This is a genomic window from Kitasatospora sp. NPDC057904 (assembly GCF_042887925.1).
In the GTDB taxonomy this organism is placed as follows: Bacteria; Actinomycetota; Actinomycetes; order Streptomycetales; family Streptomycetaceae; genus Kitasatospora.
Genome location: NZ_JBHVOL010000001.1, coordinates 1,043,301 through 1,062,081, shown reverse-complemented (window position 1 = coordinate 1,062,081; position 18,781 = coordinate 1,043,301). Strand labels below are relative to the sequence as shown.

At 76.1% G+C, this 18,781-nt stretch carries 15 protein-coding genes; 7 read left to right on the top strand and 8 right to left on the bottom strand.

Annotated features, from left to right (window positions below):
* The first annotated feature begins 60 nt into the window (after positions 1–60).
* Together ACFVSN_RS04875 and ACFVSN_RS04870 are read left to right on the top strand one after the other, a co-directional pair.
* On the top strand, positions 61–1,251 hold the full coding sequence (locus ACFVSN_RS04875) for a sensor histidine kinase (RefSeq protein WP_387953696.1): 1,191 nt from the start codon (positions 61–63) through the stop codon (positions 1,249–1,251).
* Positions 1,252–1,259: 8 nt separating this feature from the next.
* A complete protein-coding gene (locus ACFVSN_RS04870; protein ID WP_387593660.1) occupies positions 1,260–1,967 on the top strand; it encodes a response regulator in 708 nt (235 codons plus the stop codon).
* Between the two features lie 163 nt (positions 1,968–2,130).
* Here the strand turns inward: ACFVSN_RS04870 and ACFVSN_RS04865 are convergent, their stop codons facing one another.
* The 5 genes from ACFVSN_RS04865 to ACFVSN_RS04845 form a co-directional block, all read right to left on the bottom strand.
* Positions 2,131–2,874: a hypothetical protein gene (locus tag ACFVSN_RS04865; protein WP_380508143.1), complete on the bottom strand. Its 744-nt coding sequence runs from the start codon at positions 2,872–2,874 to the stop codon at positions 2,131–2,133.
* A 101-nt stretch (positions 2,875–2,975) separates the two neighbouring features.
* The gene (locus tag ACFVSN_RS04860) at positions 2,976–3,665 is read right to left on the bottom strand and encodes a DUF6304 family protein (RefSeq protein WP_380442665.1); all 690 of its coding nucleotides are present in this window, start codon (positions 3,663–3,665) and stop codon (positions 2,976–2,978) included.
* A gap of 188 nt (positions 3,666–3,853) precedes the next feature.
* Positions 3,854–4,861 carry a DUF1648 domain-containing protein gene (locus ACFVSN_RS04855; protein WP_387593662.1) on the bottom strand — a complete coding sequence of 336 codons (1,008 nt, stop codon included), beginning with the start codon at positions 4,859–4,861 and terminating at the stop codon, positions 3,854–3,856.
* A complete protein-coding gene (locus ACFVSN_RS04850; protein ID WP_380442661.1) occupies positions 4,858–5,205 on the bottom strand; it encodes a GntR family transcriptional regulator in 348 nt (115 codons plus the stop codon). Before ACFVSN_RS04850 ends, ACFVSN_RS04855 begins: the two co-directional genes overlap by 4 nt.
* 29 nt (positions 5,206–5,234) lie before the next feature.
* Positions 5,235–6,683: a purine-cytosine permease family protein gene (locus ACFVSN_RS04845; protein ID WP_387593664.1), complete on the bottom strand. Its 1,449-nt coding sequence runs from the start codon at positions 6,681–6,683 to the stop codon at positions 5,235–5,237.
* Between the two features lie 348 nt (positions 6,684–7,031).
* Here ACFVSN_RS04845 and ACFVSN_RS04840 point away from each other — a divergent pair, with 348 nt between their 5' ends.
* The 3 genes from ACFVSN_RS04840 (at position 7,032) to ACFVSN_RS04830 (ending at position 9,803) form a co-directional block, all read left to right on the top strand.
* Positions 7,032–7,586 (top strand): universal stress protein, encoded by a 555-nt coding sequence (locus ACFVSN_RS04840; protein WP_380442657.1) that lies wholly within the window; start codon positions 7,032–7,034, stop codon positions 7,584–7,586.
* A gap of 6 nt (positions 7,587–7,592) precedes the next feature.
* Complete coding sequence (locus ACFVSN_RS04835; RefSeq protein WP_380442655.1) at positions 7,593–8,015, top strand: hypothetical protein; 423 nt, start codon at positions 7,593–7,595, stop codon at positions 8,013–8,015.
* Positions 8,016–8,273: 258 nt separating this feature from the next.
* Positions 8,274–9,803 carry a hypothetical protein gene (locus ACFVSN_RS04830; RefSeq protein ID WP_387593666.1) on the top strand — a complete coding sequence of 510 codons (1,530 nt, stop codon included), beginning with the start codon at positions 8,274–8,276 and terminating at the stop codon, positions 9,801–9,803.
* Positions 9,804–9,818: 15 nt separating this feature from the next.
* Here ACFVSN_RS04830 and ACFVSN_RS04825 read toward each other — a convergent pair whose 3' ends face one another.
* The 3 genes from ACFVSN_RS04825 to ACFVSN_RS04815 all read right to left on the bottom strand — a co-directional run bounded on the left by ACFVSN_RS04825 (position 9,819) and on the right by ACFVSN_RS04815 (position 13,962).
* Positions 9,819–11,504: an alkaline phosphatase family protein gene (locus tag ACFVSN_RS04825; RefSeq protein WP_387593668.1), complete on the bottom strand. Its 1,686-nt coding sequence runs from the start codon at positions 11,502–11,504 to the stop codon at positions 9,819–9,821.
* An 85-nt stretch (positions 11,505–11,589) separates the two neighbouring features.
* Complete coding sequence (locus ACFVSN_RS04820; RefSeq protein WP_380507389.1) at positions 11,590–12,573, bottom strand: S1C family serine protease; 984 nt, start codon at positions 12,571–12,573, stop codon at positions 11,590–11,592.
* 96 nt (positions 12,574–12,669) lie between these two features.
* Entirely contained in the window at positions 12,670–13,962 is a 1,293-nt protein-coding gene (locus tag ACFVSN_RS04815) for a hypothetical protein (protein ID WP_387593670.1), read from the bottom strand.
* 206 nt (positions 13,963–14,168) lie between these two features.
* Between ACFVSN_RS04815 and ACFVSN_RS04810 the strand changes: the two genes are divergently transcribed.
* Together ACFVSN_RS04810 and ACFVSN_RS04805 are read left to right on the top strand one after the other, a co-directional pair.
* Positions 14,169–14,843: a response regulator transcription factor gene (locus ACFVSN_RS04810; protein ID WP_380442645.1), complete on the top strand. Its 675-nt coding sequence runs from the start codon at positions 14,169–14,171 to the stop codon at positions 14,841–14,843.
* A 332-nt stretch (positions 14,844–15,175) separates the two neighbouring features.
* Complete coding sequence (locus ACFVSN_RS04805; RefSeq protein WP_387593671.1) at positions 15,176–18,778, top strand: hypothetical protein; 3,603 nt, start codon at positions 15,176–15,178, stop codon at positions 18,776–18,778.
* The last annotated feature ends 3 nt before the right edge of the window (positions 18,779–18,781 follow it).

Sequence of the window (18,781 nt, the reverse complement as noted above, 5' to 3'; positions counted from 1 at the left end):
CCCCGGTCGTACAACCACGGTTTGATGACCCGCCGACGATCCGTCGATACGATCACCACCATGATCACGACGCCGACCCCGCCGCTGTTCCGGCGCGTCCCGCCCGAGGCCTGGGTGGGACTCGCCTGGTGCGCGGCCGCCGCCTACCCCGCCGTCGTGCTCGGCGGCACCGCCCGGCAGCACAGCGGCGCCGCCGCGCACGGCGGCCTGGCGTTCACCCTGCTCGACACCGCCGTCGCCTTCGCCGGCGCCGCCCTCGTGCGCCGTCTGCCGGTGCTCTCCGTGGCACTGCTGCTGATCGCCACCTGGACGGAGACGGACGGCTGGGCCGCCAACACCCAGGTGCCCCCGGCCTCGCTGCTCGCCGTCGACGCCGCCCTCTGCCTGATCACCGCCACCGCGCCGCGCCGCTCCTCCCGGAGCGCGTTCGCCCTGGTCATGACGTTCCTCGTGCTGCACATGGGGCTCGTGCACGGCAACACCGTCGGCATCTTCACCGGCACCCACATCGGATCCGCCGACGGAGCCGCGCTGCTCGCCCTCGTCGCCTGGCTGGCCGGGCGCTCGGTGCGGCAGAACCGCGAGCACGCCGAGGCGCTGAGCACCCGGGCGGCCGCGGCGGCCGTCACCGACGAACGCCTGCGGATCGCCCGCGAGATGCACGACACCGTCGCCCACAGCATCGGCATCATCGCCCTCCAGGCCGGCGCCGCCCGCCGGGTCATCGACACCCGGCCGGAGCGGGCCAAGGAGGCGCTCGGCGCGATCGAGACCGCCGGACGGGAGACGCTCGCCGGGCTGCGCCGGATGCTCGTCGCGCTGCGCCAGGCCGAGGGGGAGGTCTCGGCCACTGTGCCGCAGGGCCTGGCCGACCTCGACCGGCTGGCCGCCGCGACCACCGCCGCGGGTGTCGCGGTGGAGGTCCGGCGGCTCGGTGAACAGGCCGGGCTCCCGGACGAGTTGGACCTCGCGGTGTTCCGTGTCATCCAGGAGTCCGTCACCAACGTGGTGCGCCACGCGGGCGCGAGCGCCTGCCGGGTGTCCGTCGACCGCACGAAGGAGGGCGAGGTGTCCGTCGAGATCACCGACCGGGGCCGGGGCCACGGCACCGCCCCGGGCAGCGGCTTCGGCCTGGCCGGGCTGCGCGAGCGGGTCGCGCTGCTGGACGGCGAGTTCAGCGCCGGGCCGCGCCCCGGGGGCGGGTTCCGGGTCGCGGCCCGGCTGCCCCTGCGGGCGGAGGCGGGCCGGTGAGCGGGTCGGTGAGCGGGACCGCGAGCGGGCCGGTGGAACAGCGGGTGGTCCGCGTCGTGCTGGCCGACGACCAGCCGCTGGTGCGCGCCGCGCTGGAGATGGTGATCGCGGAGACGGACGACGTCGAGGTGGTCGGCGAGGCCGGCACCGGCGCCGACGCCGTCCGGCTGGCCGCCGAACTGCGGCCGGACGTCGTCGTGATGGACATCCGGATGCCCGGCACGGACGGCATCGAGGCCACCCGCCTGGTCACCGCCGCCGGCGGGCCGACCCGGGTCGTCGTACTCACCACGTTCGACGACGACGACCACGTGTACGCGGCGCTGCGGGCCGGGGCGTCCGGGTTCCTGGTCAAGGACATGGCGCTGGACGACATCCTCGCCGCCGTGCGGGTGGTCGCGGCGGGGGAGGCGCTCATCGCGCCGAGCGTCACCCGCCGCCTGATCTCCACCTTCGCGGGGCAGGCCCCGGCACCGGCCTCCGCGTCGGCGTCGGAGCACCCGCGCCTCGCCGCGATCACCGGGCGCGAGCGCGAGATCCTCACCCTCGTCGGGCGGGGCCTGTCCAACGGCGAGATCGCGACCGAGCTCGTGCTCAGCATCGCCACCGTCAAGACGTACATGACCCGGCTGCTCGCCAAGCTCGACGCCCGCGACCGCGTGCAGCTGGTGATCCTCGCCTACGAGGCGGGCCTGGTCTCCGCGACGGGGTCGTGAGGCCGCGCGCTCGGCGCTCGACCGCCACACCCGCGTCCATCGCGATGTCCCGGTCGCGGCCGGGTACGAGCGCGTTCTTCGTGGTGCGTCCGTCCGTGTCGCGTCCAGCGGGCCGCCGCGCGGGGCCGGCCCCGCGCGGCGGTCACGCGAACCGGTGCGTCGGTTACTGGGGCGCCGGGTCCGCGGTCGGTGCGACGGTGGCGCGCGAGCCGGACGGGCCCGCCGCGGCGGCGAGTTCGACCGCGGCGCCCGTCCAGGCCGCGCCGAAGGCCCAGGTGGCGAGCCATTCGCACAGGTAGACCGGGCGGATCGGCCAGTCCGTGCCGAGGTGGGTGAGCGCGGCGACGGCGGCCAGCAGGAGCAGCGCGGGGATCAGCACGCCGGCCGCCAGGTAGCCGCGGGCGACCCACGGCTTGCGCTCGTACCGCGGGTCGCGGAAGGAGTAGACGGAGAACAGCGCCAGGACGATGTACAGCAGCGCGGCGAGGACGAGGTGGACGGCCCCGATCGTGGCCTGGAACGCCGTCGGGTTCGGTGGCGAGGTCGGGCAGAGCGCGACACCGAGCGCGCACGCCCCGGCCGCCGTGCTCCAGCGGTCGTCCCGGCGGTCGAAGCGGTAGCAGACGAGGAACACCCCGAGGGCGCACAGGCTCCCGACGAAGACGTTCCGCGTGCTGGAGTAGTAGGCGCCGCTCATCGACGCGGGCCAGTAGCCGTTCGTGCTCAGGCCCCTGAGCTCGGCGAACAGCCAGTTGCCCAGCGGCAGGGCGATCGGCAGGAGGATGCCGATCAGCCCGACGCCGAGGCGCAGGAAGGTGACGGTCCGTTCGTCCTGGGAGCCGGACGGGTCGGTCGGGTCGGACGGATCGGGTGAGGGAGTTCTGACGGCACGCCAGTGGGGGATCATGGACGCCTCCTTGAGGCTCGGCGCTGCCTCTGTTGTACCCGCGCCGCCGCACGACCCCACACCACCGGAACGAGTGGTTTCCGCCGCGTGCGGCCCCGGCCCTACCCCCGGTAGCCGGTGCCCGGTCGGCGGGGCTCGAACTCGGCGCAGTGGAAGGTCTCCTGGGCGAAGCCGGTGCGGCGGTCCCAGAGGCGGAAGATGTCGGCCTTGCCGGTGACGCCGCGGTAGGCGTCCTTGGCGCCGCGGAAGCAGGCCATCGAGCCGATGAAGCCGGAACCGGCCGGGGAGTAGTCGGAGAACGCGCACGCGATGCAGGCCGCGAGGGCGGTGCCGGGCGGGAGCCGGCGCTGGAGGTCGAGGAGCGCGTCCTCCATGTCCTCCCAGGGCCCGCCGGAGGCGACGGTGCCGGCGTCGTCGGGCAGGTCGAGTTCGAGGGTCACGTGCAGGGCGTCGAGACTGCCGTCGGGGTTGGCGTCGCCGAGGACGAGCCGGGCGTGCAGGAGGCCGGGTCGCGGGTCCGGGCCGGGACCGGTGACCTGGAGCGGGGTGCGCCACTCGATCGTGCAGGAGCAGAGTTCGTCGAGCCGGGTCAGGTCGGGCGGCAGGGCGTCCTCGTCGAGCCGGCCGACGAGTTCGAGGGAGTCGAGGCTGTCGCCCTCGTACCGGTTGCCCCGCAGGAGCAGGGAGAAGGTCTGCCCGTCGTTGACCAGGACGGTGTCGGCACGGCCCCAGCGGTCGGTGACGACGGCGGGCAGGCGCAGCGGCGGCTCGTATCTCAACTCGCTCGGCATAGGGGAATTATGAGGCGCGGGGCGGGGCTCCAGCCATCGTTTCGAAGGACTTCGAAGGGCTGTGCAGGACTTCGGGGAACCACGACACGGCCTCCGCGCCCGGATCCTGGACGGAACGCCGCAGCCGGGACGGAACGCCGCAGCCCGGGACGGCACCCGTCCCGGGCTGCGGAAGGTGGCGGGGGAGCTCAGGCCGTCGTGGCCTTCGCCCGTTCGGCGAGGGAGTTGAGAAGCGCGGCGCCGCGTTCGGCGTCGTCGACGCTGACGGCGAACCGGTGGCCCTGGCGGCTCTCGACGACGAGGCAGTCGCCGCCGCGGAGCATCAGGGTGGTGCCGAGGCCGTTGACCCGGTAGCCCCAGCCGCCGGCCTGGGCGGCGGTGCGCCGCTCGGCGCGGGCCGCGCCGATGTCCGCGGGGGACCAGTGCCGCCGGGGCCAGCCGAACGGGCCGAAGCCGACGTCCAGGCCCTTCGTGGTGACCCGGGCCTGCACGGAGGAGCAGGCGAGGACGGTCAGCGCGAGGATCGCGAGCGTGGTGGTGAGCGGCCAGTGCCCGGGGGTCAGCCCGGTGGCGCCGGCCAGGGCGGTGCCGGCCGCGCCGAGGCCGAGGACGGCGGCGGCGAGCTGCATCCAGACGTTGGAGGTGCGGGACAGCCAGACCACCCGCTCCCCGGCCGGGAGCGTCATGACCGGGCCGCGCGGGCCGGTGGGGGCGGTGCCGGTGGCGGGCGTGCGGGTCGCGAGCCAGGTGACGAGGCCGGCGGCGCCCGTCGTCAGGACGATGAGGATCACCCAGGCGTCCATCGAGGCGGCGTCCTGCCAGCGTGCGCGGTCGAGGTTGGCGTGCACGATCGACGCCTGGGCGCCGCTCAGCAGCACCCCGCCGGCGGCCAGGATCGCCCCGGGCGCGCCCGGCGCCTGGCGGCCCCGGAAGCGGCGGACGACGGCGGCGAGGGCGACCAGGCCCAGCCAGATCACGGCGGGGAACAGCGCGGCGGCGGTGAGCGACATCGAGCCGTCCGGCCGACTGCCGCTCCAGTGGGTGGCCACCGGGTCCGGCAGCCGGTCGGCCGCCGCCAGCGGGAGTGCGACGAGCAGCCCGAGCACGCCGGCCGCGAAGGCCGCGGCCGCCCAGGGCCCTCCCCGGCGTGGCCCTCGCTCCGTCGCGGTGGGTACTACAGGCTCCGAGTCGTTCACGGCATCCCCCTGATCAGATCCACGAGATCGTTCCTGCTGTAGCCGGCCTGGGCCGCGTCCGCGATCAACTCGCGTACACGGTCGACCAGTTCGGCGCGCGATCCGGCGTCGGCGGCGATCGTGATGCCGCGGCCGCGGCGGAACTCCAGCACGCCCTCGTCGCGCAGGGCGCGCAGCCCGCGCAGGACGGTGTTGGTGTTGACACCGAGGGCCCGCGCGAGGTCCCGGGCGGGCGGCAGCTTGTCACCGGGGGCGCACTCGCCCTCGGCGACGGCCCGACGGATCGCGCCCGCCACCTGCTCGTGCAGGGGACGGGCGTCGCCGATGTCCAGCTTCAGCAACATGGTGCTACTGACGATAGCACCATGCGGTCTCAGTGCACCGCTTCGGAGGTCGTCTCCAGGACCGCCTCCCGCTTCGGCAGCGCCGGCGCCTTGCCGCGCGCCCCGCGCGAGAGCAGCACGTAGAGCGCGGCCGCGAGCGCGCCCGACAGCACGAAGCTCAGGTCGATCCCGCCGGTCAGCGGCAGCAGCGGCCCCTGGTAGGCCGGGGTGTCCACCGCGCACAGGCCGAGCGCGCTGCCCGCCGCCCAGGCCACCGTCGCCGGGACGTTCCAGCCGCCCCGGTACCAGTAGATGCCGCCGCGGGTGCGCTGGTTGAGCACCTGGAGCGAGTGCTGGTCGTAGTCGCCGCGGAAGCGCCGGTGCCCGATCAGCGTGATCACGGCCCAGGGCGCGCCGATCGCGGTCAGCACCAGCACGAAGGAGGTGACGGCGTCCTGCGCGTTCCACACGAAGTGCCCCAGGAAGACCAGCACGGTCGAGAGCGCCGCCACGACGTAGGTGGCCTGCAGCCGGGTGGCGCGCGGCAGGATCGCGTCCAGGTCCAGGCCCATGCTGTACAGCATCAGGCCGGTGTTGCCCGCGCTGCCCAGCAGCCCGTTGATCAGCAGCGGCAGCAGGAACCAGGCCGGGGCGCCGGCGATCAGCCCGTGCACGTAGTCGTTGCCCGCGCCGGTCGCGACGGCGGTGAAGGTGCCGAACACCTGGGGGATCAGCAGGCCCAGGAACAGGCCCAGGCACGTCGACCACAGCACCTTGCGCGGCGCGTGCCGGGCCGGGGAGACGTACCGGGTGTAGTCGCCCAGCAGGGTGATGAACGCGATCGGCCCGCTCAGCCCGGCCGCGACCACCGCCAGCAGCCAGGTCGGCCAGAATCCGCCCAGCAGGTAGGCGCCGTGCGCCGAGCCGTCGAAGTGCGGGGCGAACGCGAACAGCCCGGCCAGCAGCAGGGCGCCCATCGCCCACATCAGCACCCGCTCCAGCTTCAGCAGCAGCCGGTAGCCGAACACGGCCGCGGTCGCGCTCAGCACCGCCAGCACGCTGTACGTCGCCACGTACGCGACGCCGTCGGCGGGCAGCCCCAGCATCCGGTTGAGCGCCCCGACCACCACGTCGCCGCCCACCCACAGCGCGAGCGCCGTGTACCCGAGCGACAGCAGCAGGCCGACCACCGAACCGATCAGCCGCCCGCGCACGCCGAAGAACGCGCCCGAGCTGGTCGACAGGTTCGTCGCGGTGCGCAGCGACACCAGCGCGAGCGGCGCCGTCAGCACGATCCCCGCGACGGTGCCGAGCACCAGCGCGCTCAGGCTCGCCCAGAACGAGAGCCCGAACGAGACCGGCAGCCACCCGAACACGACGACGCCGAACGCGAGGTTCGAACCGACGAGGATGCTGACCACGTCCCGGGGAGTGCTGGTGCGGTCGGCGTCCGGGATGGTGTCCACCCCGTACTGCTCGATGTGGGTGCTCTGCGGCATGAGGGAAGCCTTCTGGTGCAGGAATCCGCCCGGAATCGGTCACTCCGGACGGCCTGCCAATCCTTCGCCACCCGTCGCCGCCGCAATAGGGGCGATCCGGACGAACCGCCGCCTCCGGATTCCGGACGCGCCTTGTTGCATGCCACAAAGCCGCAGGTCACGGGCGCCGTCCTGGGGCGAACCCGGCCACGGCCCCGGGCCCGGCGTATGGAACGCGCTCGGAAGGCCGCCCCGGGCGTCAAGGAAGCGCCAAGAAACGCCACCCGTGGTTCTTCCGGCGATTGGCTGGAGGCGAACGCGGCACCGCGGTGAACGGCGGCCCGCGAACGACGACCCGAGGACGACACCATGCACGGCAACCGGCGGTACGACGACTGCGGCACCACCCGGGTGGTGGTCGGGGTCAGCGGCTCACTGGGCAGCCTCGCGGCGCTGCACCGCGCCGCCGCCGAAGCCCGGCGCACCGGCGCCGCGCTGGTGCCGGTCCTCGCCTGGGAGCCCCCGGGCGGCGAGCTCGGCTACCGCCGCTCGCCCTGCCCGCCGCTGCTCACCGCCGCCCGCGACGCCGCCGACCAACGGCTGCGCGACGCGCTCGACGCGGCCTTCGCCGGCGCCGACCCGGGGGTGCCGGTGCACCCGGTGGTCGTCCGCGGCGAGACCGGGCCGGCGCTCGTCCACATCGCCGACCGCCCCGACGACCTCCTCGTCCTCGGGCACGGCGGCGGCCTGCTGCGCCGCGGCTTCCGGCGCTCCGTCGCGTCCCACTGCCTGCGCGAGGCCGCCTGCCCGGTGCTGACCGTCCCGGCCCCGCCGCTCCAGCGCGAGCTGGAGGCCCTGCACCGGCGCACCCGGTGGCACCTGCCGATCGGCCACGTGCCCGAACTCGTCGGCACGAAGGGGTAGTCGCCCGTGCGGATGTACTCGGCGCGCCCCGGCGGGCAGCGCTACCGCCCGGTCGTGGACCGGCTCGCGGTGGCGGTGTCCGGCACCGTCGCGCTCGTCGCCGGGGGCGTCCTCGCCCTCGGCCTCGGCACGCTCGGGGAACTGCACTCGGGCTGGTTCGCCCTGGCCGCGTACGCGGCGCTCAGCGGGCTGACGGGCGCGTTCTCCCGGCCGTCGGCGGCGCCGGTGATCGGGCTGTCGGCCTGGCTGTGCTGCAACGCGTTCGCCGAGCACCGGCACGCCGAGCTGGGCTGGTCCGGCCCGTGGCCGGAGGGCGGCCACTTCGCGCTGTTCACGGCCGCGGCGCTGCTGGTGGCGCTGCCGAGCGCCGTGCCGCGCCGGACGGTCCGGGTCGCGAGCGTGCGCCTCGGGCGGCGGCCGGGCCTCTGACCCGGCGTCCGGCCTGGGCCCCGGCCCCGGGCGTCCGACGCGGCCGCCAAGGCGGCGTAAAGATCGGCGGGCGGCGCGTCAGGGAGTCGTCAGGAACGGTCGGCCGGGCGCCCGGCGAACCTAGCGTGAGCTGCGCAGAAACGGTTCGGCGCCGGGCTTGCAAGGGCCCGTCGGCGAACCGCGCCGACCCCGGGTCCCGGCCGGTTCCTCCGGGACTTTCGGCAGCCGGTGGAAAACAGGTGAAGGGGGCGCGCGGCGATGCCTACAGGTACGTCGAGCGGTACGGTCGTCGTTCGGACAGCGGAATCGCCCGGGGAGGCGAGCCCCGCCACGGCCGGACCGCCCGCCGGGCCGCGCGCCCCCCGCCCGTGGAAGCCCCGGAGACCGGCGGCACGCCGGACCTGGACCACGCCCCGGCTGGTCCGCGTCCTCACCGGCACCTGCCTCGCCGCCCTCGCCCTCTCCGGCGTCGTCACCGCCACCGTCCTCGGCGGTGCCCACGACGGCACCGACGCCATCGGGCACAAGGCCGCCCCGCAGGTCGTCCGCTCCGCCGACCTCTACTTCGCGCTCAACGACATGGACGCGCAGGCCGCCAACCTCCTCCTCTACGGCGCCGACCCGGACTTCGCCAAGGCCCGCCGCGAGAGCCTCGACACCTACGACCAGGGTCGGAACCAGGCCGCCACCGACCTCCAGCAGGTCGCCGAGGCCACCGCCGACGACCCCGCCGGGCGCGCCGCCGTCCAGACCGTCATCGACGAACTCGGCCGCTACCAGGCCCTCGTGGCCCAGGCCCAGCTCCTCGACGACCAGGCCCACGCCGCTGCGGGACGCCCGCCCGCGGACGCCCTCGCCGCGTACCGCTCCGCGACCGACCTGCTGCGCCAGCGCCTCCTGCCCGCCGCCGACAGCGTCACCGCCGCCAACGCGGGCACCGTGGAACGCCGGTTCGCCGCCGAACGCGGCGACCTCGGCAGCGGCCGCTGGTGGATCGTCGCCGCCGGGGTGCTCGCCCTCGCGGCCCTCGCCGGGCTCCAGCGGCTGCTCGCCGTCCGGTACCGGCGCGTCCTCAACGCTCCGGTCGCCGCCGCGACCCTGCTCGCCCTCGGCGGGCTCGTGGGCGGCGTCGTCCTGGTGAACCGGGCCGCCGACCACCTCGTCGTCGCCAAGCACGACGCCTTCGACTCGGTCATCGCGCTCAGCCGCGCCCGGGCGACCGCCTACGACCTCAACGCCGACGAGAGCCGCTTCCTCAGCGACCCGAGCCGGGCGGCCGCCTACGAGCAGAGCTACTTCGACAAGACGCAGTCCTTCGCCCGCGTCGGCGGCACCACCCTGGCCGGCTACCCCGCCGCCCTCGCCCCGCTCGCGGACCACCACCGGGCCGACCACACGACGATCGGCTTCGGCGGCTTCCTCGGCGACGAACTGCACAACATCACCTTCGTCGGCGAACAGGACGCCGCCGAGCGGGTGCTGGCGGCCTTCCAGGACTACCAGCGCGACGACCACAAGATCCGCGACCTCAACGCGGCCGGGCGCCTCAAGGAGGCGATCGCCTTCGACACGGGCACCGCCGCCGGTGAGTCCAACGCCGACTTCGCCCGCCTGGCGGCCGCCGTCGACGACGTGCAGGCGATCAACCAGAAGGCCATGGACCGGGCCGTCGCGGCGACGGACGACGACCTGGACGCGGTGACGGCGGCCCTCGGCGCCGCCGTGCTCGCGGTGGCACTGGCCCTCGTCGTCGCGGGTGTCCGCCCGCGCCTGCGCGAGTACGCCTGAGCCCGGATAGGGCCCTCAGCTCCGCGGCGGGCGGGCGATGCGCAGCCCGGCCCGGCCCAACTGCGCGGTGATGTCCGCGAGGTACCGCTCGGCGTCGGCCACCGTCCCGATCCCGCCGGCCCGCCGCCGGATCCGGTCGTGCTCCTCCGGGTGCAGGCGCGCCTCCTGGATCGCGGCCGTCTCGACGAACCCGCGCAGCGTCGCCGTGACGGGCCGGCCGGGATCGGCGGGGGCGGCGGCCTCCGCCTTCCAGGTCACGCCCGACTCGGCCGGGTCGGGCAGGGTGCCGGGCGTGTCGCGCGGGGCGTCGGCGGAGAGCAGGTGGAGGAAGTCGTTGGCGCGCGCGTCGCGGTCGGTGAGCGGGGCCAGTCCGAACAGCCGTTCCACGGTGGCGAGGAGCGAGCCGTGGTCGTACTGCGTGTGGTCGATCAGGTTGCAGTTCCGTCCGGCCCGGTCGCCCGGCGCGGCGGCCGGGACCCACGGCGAGACGACGACGGCGGGCACCCGGACGCCGAGCCGGTCGAAGCGGAAGCCGTGGGCGCTGTGCTCCGGGTCGGTCCGGTCGCCCGGCGGGACGGCGGCGGGCGGCGGCACGTGGTCGTAGAAGCCGCCGTGCTCGTCGTAGGTGATGACGAGCACGCTGGACTCCCAGAGCGGCGAGCGCCGGAGCGCCTCGTAGACGTTCTTGATCAGGGCCTCGCCGTCGGTCACGTCGTCGAGCGGGTGCTGGCTGTTGCCGCAGCGGAAGTCGCCGCCGTGGGTGAGGACGTGCCCGTAGTCCGGCTCGATGAAGGTGTAGGCGGCCGGGTACGCGGGGTCCTGGAGGTGCTCGGCCAGGTCGTCGAGGTGGTGGTAGTGCTCGACGGTCGTCGCCAGGTCCATCCCGGCCAGCGCGCTGACCTGGGGCAGGGCGTCGCCGGCGTAGACGCGCCACGGCAGGCCCTTGTCGTCCAGGGCCTCGTAGAGCGTCCCGTGCTCGAAGGTGTAGCCGCTCAGGCGCGACCGGACGGTGTCGACCGGGTCGGGGCTGTGGTCGAGGCCGGCCGAGCTCGCCGCGTGCAGGAAGAAGCGGTTGGGCCAGGTCGGCCCGGGCAGGGCGGAGAACCAGCGGTCGCAGACGGCGAACTCGCGGGCCAGGGTGCTGAGGACGGGGAGCTGCTCGGCGGTGAAGCAGGCCATGACGGCGCCGGGGTCGGCGAGGCCCTCCGCGTCCTTCTTCACCGTCGCCTCGTTGGCGTAGTTGTCGACGAAGCCGCCCAGGGTGATCGGCGGGTAGGTGCCGTCGTAGGCGCACCGGTCGTCGTGCGGGCTGCCGGTGATGGGGGTCGAGGCGAGCTGGAGCCGGACGTCGCAGAACTCGTGCGGCGGGTCGACGGGCAGCGCGAAGGGCGCGCCGATCCGCACGGGGTACGCGGTGCCCGCGTGGTGGTTGCTCGCGCCGGTGTCGGGGCCGTCGACGGTGGCCGGCGCGCCCGTCACCGCGTCCGTGCCGACGCCGTGATGGAGGACGCCGTCGGTCACCGTGCCCGTCGACACCCCCAGCATGTGGTCGAAGGAGCGGTTCTCCAGGACGAGGACGAAGACGTGCCGGATCCGGCCCTGCGGGGCCGGCGCCCGGCCGGCCCGCAGCCCGGCGAGCCAGGCCCGCCACTCCTCGCGCTCGTGGGTGATCGCCTGCCGGATGCGTTCGATGGGCTCCATGGGGTCACCCCAGCACCGGTGGTGACGGACCGTCAAAGACCCACGCCGGTCCGTCCGGGCGGTCGGCCGGATGCGCTGATGGATGTCAGTCGTCCGCGTGGAGCTCGGTGGGCGTGGCGATGACGTCCACGAGGGCGTCGCCGCGCAGGACGGTGAGGGGCAGGGGGTGGCCGATGGCGTCGGCGAGCATGAGGCGCTGGAGGGACTGGGCGGTGCTCATCGGCTCGCCGGCCGCGGTGAGGAGGAGGTCGCCCTGGCGGAGGCCCGCCCGGGCGGCGGGGGCGTGCGGGACGACCTCGACGATCCGCAGGCCCGCCTGTTGCCCGGTGCGCCGGCGCAGCGCGGGCGGCAGGGGTGCGGGGACGCCCGCGAGGCCGAGGTAGGCGCGGCGGATGCGGCCCTCGGCGAGGAGGGCGGCGATGATCTGCCGGCTGGTCGCGTTGATGGGGACGGCGAGACCGAGGCCGTTGCCGGCGACTGCCGTGGTGATGCCGACCACCTCGCCGTCCGCCGTGGTGAGCGCGCCGCCGGAGTTGCCGGGGTTGAGGGCGGCGTCGGTCTGGATGACGTCGTCGATGACCCGCACGGCGCTGCCCGCCCGCGCGGGCAGCGAGCGGCCGAGGGCGCTGACGACGCCCGCCGTGACGGTGCCCGCCAGCCCGAGCGGATTGCCGACGGCGACGACCAACTGGCCGACGCGCAGTGCCGTGGCCTCGCCGAGCCGCACCGGCGGCGGGGTGGCGCCGTCGGCGCGCAGGACGGCGAGGTCGGAGAGCGGGTCGGTGCCGATGGTGTGGAACGGCGCGCTGGTGCCGTCGCCGAAGGCGAGCGTGCCGGCGTCGGCGTGGCCGACGACGTGGGCGTTGGTCAGGAGGAAGCCGTCCTCGGTGAAGACCACGGCGGAGCCGAGCGCGGTGGAGAACCAGCCGCCCCGGCCGCGCCGGGGCACCTGGAGGGCGGCGACCCGTGGGGTCACGGCCTCGGCGACGGAGGTCACGATCCGCGAGTAGGCGTCGAGGGCCGCCGCACCCTCGTCGGTGGCGCGGCCCGGCCCGGAGATGTCGGTCACCTGGCACCCCTTCGTGAGAGAGGGTTCTCCCCGGTGCCAACAACGCGGAGCCGCCCGGACTTCCGCGACGGCTGCGAGGGCCCGTTCCCGCTGCGGCTATTCCAGCGAGCCGCTCAGCAGCGCCGCCGCCGAGCAGGTCGCGGGCGCCGGGCCGCTCGCCGGCAGGCCCACCTGGCGGCAGGTGACGGTGACGGTGAGCTTCTGCTTCTCGCCGACGAGGATCGGCGAGCCCCAGTGGAAGTCCTGTTCGCGGAAGTTCTCCAGGGCGGGCGCGAGCAGGGGCGCGTCGCCGACGGCGATGGTGATGGTGCCGGCGTCGCCCTGCGGGTTCTCCAGGACGAGGTCGGTCAGCCGCAGCGTCTTGCCGTCCGGCACCTGGTAGGTCTCGGTCCGGGTGGCGCCGGCCGGGGCGGTGGCCTTGAGCCGCTGGGAGAAGAGCGCCGCCCCCGGCGCCGGCACCAGGCCGGTGCCGGGCGTCACGGCCGGCCGCGGGGAGGCCGTCCCCGCCCCCGAGGCCGCCTGCTGCGCGGCCTGCTGGGCGGCCGCGGCGGCGCCCTGGGCGTCGGCGGCCTTCTGCTTGGCGTCCGCCGCCTGCGACTGGGCGGCCGTGACCGGGCCGGCCACGGCGTTCTTCGCGGTCGAGCGCACGGCCGGCCGGAGCAGCCCGAACCAGGCCGCGGCGAGTGCCCCGGCGAGTGCCACCACCGCGATCGCCGCCTTCAACAGGCCCTTGGGCAGCACCGGTCGCTGGAGGTGGGTGCCGTCCAGCGCGATCGGCTCGCCCTCGCCCGGGGTCACCACGATCTGGAACGCGTGCGGCACGGCGGTGCCGCGCCACAGCCGCCGCGCGGGCCGCACGTCGGCCCGGACGAACACCGCCCGCCCCGGCTCGACCGTCGTCGCGGCGGCCGGGAGCGCGAAGCGCAGCAGCCCGCCCCGGTCGCTGCCGGCCAGCGTCACCGAGACCGGCAGGTTGCCCCGGTTGTCCACCGCCACCTGGTGCCGGCCGCGTCCGCGCCCCTGCGACATGCGGGGCGTCAACTCCGCCGTCAGCCCGGCGAACGGCAGCACCTCGACCACGCCCTCGGGCACCGTTGCCTGCTCCGGCCGCTCCTGCGGCACCACCCGCACGCCGAACGGGACCGGCCCGGCCGGCGTCGTGCTCTCCCGCGGCGGGCGGAAGCGCAGCACGACCCGCCCGGCCGTCCCGGGGTAGAGCGAGAGCGACTCCGGCTCCACGGCCGTCCAGGCCCCGGCCGGGCCGAGCACCTCGAAGCGGTACGCCTCGACGAGCTCGCCGCCGTTGCGCACCTCCAGCGAGGCCTGCGCCTCCTCGCCGGGCAGCACCTGGACGGCGGACGGGTCGAGGTGGGCCGATGTGGTCGTCATGCGCCGAGCGTAGGAAGCCGTCCGGCGGCGGGCAGGTGCCCGGCGGCCAGCCTTCGGGGCAGTTCCGCTGCCCGTTAAGTCGTTGTGGAGTGCCTGATGATTTGCCGGGTGTTGACTCGTCGGGACGGGAAGCGCCCGGCGGTCCGCCGACCGCCGGGCCGGGGGCGCCCGCGGGTACGGCCGGGCGCGCGAGGGCGGAGGACGCGATGCGCTATCACGGCAACACCGGCGGCGACCGGATCCCGGTCCGGATCACCGCCGAGGACCCGGTCTCACGGGCCGGGCTGGCGGGCCAGCTGCGCACCTGCCCGGAGGTCCGCCTGCTGGACGGCGCCGGGCCGGACGGGCCCGACGAGCCGGGCGGGGAGGACGGGCGGACCGTCGTGGTCGTCGCGGTGGACAAGGTGGGGGAGGAGGCGCTGCGCACGCTCCGCCAGCTGCGCCGCACGGCGGCCGGGCGGATCGTCCTGGTCGGCACCGAACTGGACGACGCCGGGCTGGTCGCGGCCGTGGAGTGCGGCGTGGTCGGGGTGGTCCGGCGGCGGGAGGCGACGGCCGAACGGCTGGTGCAGGTGATCACCGCGGCGGCGCGCGGCGAGGGCAGCGTCCCGGCGGACCTCCTCGGCCGTCTGCTGGAGCAGGTGGGCCGCCTGCAGCGCCAGGTGCTCGACCCGCGCGGCCTGGCCTTCACCGGGCTGGCGCCGCGCGAGGTGGAGGTGCTGCGGCTGGTCGCGGCCGGCCGGGACACGGCGGAGATCGCCGAGGAACTCTCCTTCTCGGAGCGGACGGTGAAGAACGTCCTGCACGAGGTGACCACCCGGCTCCAGCTGCGCAACCGCTCGCACGCCGTGGCGTACGCGCTGCGCGAGGGGCTGATCTGAGCCGCGTGCGCGAGGGCCGGACAGCGTCGCGTGCGCGCTGCGCGAGGGCTGATCCGAGCCGCGTGCCCGAGGGCCGGACCGTGTCGCGTGCGCGCTGCGCGAGGGCTGATCCGAGCCGCGTGCCCGAGGGCCGGACCGCGTCGCGTGCGCGCTGCGCGAGGGCTGATCCGACGGCGCCCGTGGCCCGATCGGGCAGGCACCGCTACCCGGACCGCTGCCCCGGCCGCTGCTGCCGGTCGGGGTGGCGGCGGCCAGGGTTGCGGTGAGGAGGAGCATCCGGATGCCGTCGGCCCGCCCCCGGCGTGCGCGGGGGAACCGTCCGGGGGGACACGGTGCGACGACGCGTTACGACCCAGGGCCCGCTGCGGCGGTCGTTCCTGGCGCTGCTCTCGACGGCGCTGGTGGCGGCCCTGCTGGTGGCCGTCTCGGCGGCGGTCCGCCCGGGGCGCCCGGAGCCGATGGCGCCCGCCGCGGCCGAACCGGCGCCCGGGCGGATCGCCTACACCTCCGAGGACCAGGAGCACCGCGCCCTGGCCCTGGCCGACGGCGGCCGGCTGACCGCGCTGCTCGGCGCCGCCCAGGCGGGCGACGACTGCCAGCCGTCCGCCCGCGGCGACACGGTGGTGTGGGTGAGCGACCGCAGCGGCACCGGTGAGAGCCTGCTGTGGCGCCAGGGCGCCGGGCCGGTCAAGGTGCTGCTGGAGCGGCCGGGTTGGCGGCTCAAGCACCCGGTGCTCTCCCCGGACGGCGCCTGGGTGGCCTTCACCTCCTGGCAGCCGGGCGCGTCGGACCCGAGCCGCGACTGGTGCCGGCAGACCTCCCTCGCCGATCCGGACACTCCGGGGGCCGACGGCGCCGACCGCACGGCCTCGATCTGGGTGGCCAGGACCGACGGCGGCGAGCTGCGCCGCGTGGTGGTCGGCGGCGGCTGGGCGAGCTGGTCGCCGGACGGCGGCGCGCTCGCGTTCGAGCGCGGCGGGAAGCTCTTCCGGGTCCCGGTCGCGCCCGGCGGTACGGCGGTGCCCGTCGACACCGGCCCGGACCCGGCGCACCGGCCCGCCTGGGAGCCGTCGGCCGGGGCCGGGCACGACCGGATCGCCTTCGTCACCGTCCAGGGCGGCTACCAGGAGCTGGCGCTGGTCCCGGCGCGGGGCGGGGCCGTGCGGCCGGTCGCCCGGGGGTCCCGGAGCCAGTGGGTGAACAGCGACGTCGCGTGGTCGCCGGACGGCGGCGCGCTGGCCTTCCTCTCCGACGGCGTCTTCCGCGTCGACCCGGCGGGCACCTGCCCGGCCTGCCCCGGCACGGCCGTGCTGGACGGCGTCAACAACACCGTGGAGTCGGCCGGGTGGTACACCCCGGCGGGCGGGACGCCGACGGTCCTCGTCACGCGGCTCACCGAGTACGTGCCGCGGATCGAGGGCGTCCACCCGGCGCCGCCGCTGGACCGGCTGGACCTCAGGCCCCAGGCGGTGGACGGCACGGAGAGCACCGCCGACCCCGCCTGGTCGCCGGACGGCCGACGGCTCGCCTTCACCCGGACGGAGTACGCCCAGGGCAGCCCGGCGCCCACCGCGGGCCGGCCGCCGACCCGGGTCATGGTCGGCGACGCGACGGACCCCTCCCGCGCCACCGCGCTCGCCGGACAGGGGATCGACCCGGCCATGGACCAGATCGAGCCGGCCTGGTCGCCCGACGGCAAGCGGCTCGCCTTCGTCCAGACCACCCGGAGCTGCACCGACTGCGTCCAGGGCACGGCCGACCGGATCCTCGTGGCCGACGTCTCCGGCGGCGTCGACAAGGCGAAGGTGCTCCTCACCGTCCCCGCGCGCACCCGGAGCGGCTACAACTGCACCTCCACCGACTCCGACCCCGCGTGGTCGCCGGACGGCAGCCGGCTCGCGTTCTCGCGGGCCGGCACGTGCACGCCGATCATCCACCTGGCGGACCTGCGCGAGGCCCCGGCGCTCGCCGCCGTCAGCGGCGTGCGGCACCTCTGGTCGGTCGAGGCCGGCGCCGGGGGAGACCAGCGGGACCTCACGGCCGCCCAGTGCGGCGACCCCGACTGCCCCGTCCTCGACGAGCGCCCCGCGTACGCGCCCGACGGCGGCGGGCTCGCCTTCGCCCGGAAGCTGCTGGCCGCCACGCCCGACCCGAACTCCCCGCCGCCCTCGTGCACGTCCGGCTTCTGCCCGCCGCCGAACGGCCCGCCGCGCGCGACCAGCCCGCTGCGCGTCCTGCTGGAGCTCGGCCCCGACGGCGCGAGCTGCCACGGCGTCATCCCGCCCGCCCCGACCTGCCGCACCCTCGGCCCGGTCAACGGCTCGCCGCCGCAGCCGGTGGCCTTCTACCAGCCCGCCGACCCCGCCTGGTCGCCCGACGGCAGGCAGCTCGCCTTCGACACCGGGATCCGCAACGGCGAAACGCTGTCCGGGCGGATCGCGGTGGCCGACGCGGCGACCGGGACCGGGCAGGTCCTTCCCGCGCGCTACCTCGCCGATCACCGGCGCCCGTCCTGGCAGCCCACCGCCGACCTCGCCGTCGCCCTGACGGCCGCGCAGCCGCAGGTCTCCCTGGGCGGCACGACCGAACTGACCCTCACCGTCACCAACCTCGGCCCCGCCCCGGCCAAGGGCGTCACCGCCGGACCCGCCCTGCCCGCCGGGCTCCAGGCGGTCGGCGTCCCCGTCTCCTCGCAGGGCACCTGCCCGGCCTCGACGCCGTACCACTGCGCGCTCGGCGGCCTGGCGAAGGGGGCGAGCGCCACCGTCCGGCTCACCGTCAAGGGCGTGGCGACCGGCGCCCAGCGGGCCACCGCCCAGGCGGGCGGCGACGTGCTCGACCCGAGGACCGAGAACGACCAGGCGGAGACCGTGGTCACCGTCCTCGCCCCCGGTCTCGCCGTCACGGCCACGGCGACGCCCGGGTCCGTCCGGCCCGGCGAACCGGTGACGGTCGCCTTCACCGTGCGCAACCAGGGCGACGGGACGGCCTCCGGCGTGACGCTGACGCCCGTGGTGCCGGCCGGGCTGCGCGTCGTGTCCGCGACGCCCGCGTGCCCGTCCACCGGCTGCGTCCTCGGCGATCTCGGGCCGGGCGCGCAGACGGTGGTGGAGGTCGTGGTGACGGGTGACGCGGCGTTCGGCGGGCAGGTCACGGGGACGGTGACCAGCTCGAACGGGGAGCCGGTGACGGCGGGGGCGGGCGTCGTGATCACCGATCCCGGGACGGCGACGCCCACGGTCACGGCCACGATCACTCCTCCGCCGCCGACCGGCACGCCGAGCGCCACACCGCCCGACACGCGCTCGCCCGAGCTCGTCGTCACCGCCGCCGCCGACCCCGCGCTGATCCGCGTCGGGCAGCGGGCCACCGTCACCCTGACCGTCCGCAACGGCGGTGCGGTCCCGGCGGGCGGCGTCGTACTGACACCCGCCGTGCCGCCCGGGCTGCACGTCGAGCAGGGCTGTCCGCCCGCCGGCTGCGCGCTCGGCACGCTGGCGCCCGGGGGCGAGGCGAGCGTGGCCGTCGTGGTCACCGGCACCGCCGCCGGGAGCGCCACGGTGACCGGCACCGCGACCGCCCAGGGCCGGAGCGCCGGCGCCACGGCCACCCTGACCGTCGTCGACCCCGCCGTCACGCTCGACCCGAAGGTCGGCCCGCCCGGGCTCGTCACCCTCGCCCACGGCACCGGCTTCCCGCCCGGCGCCGCCGTCCGCCTGCGCTGGAGCGCGGGCGTGACCGCGGCCGCCGCCCCGGTGACCGCGGCCCCGGACGGCACCTTCACCGCGCCCGTCCTCGCACTCGCCCAGGACACCCTCGGCCCGCGCGAGCTGATCGCCACGCTGCCCGACCTGCCCGCCCTCGGCGAGGTGCGCACCGGGTTCGTGGTCGTGCCCGGCGTCCTCCAGCCCCAGCAGTACCAGGAGCGGCGGTGACAC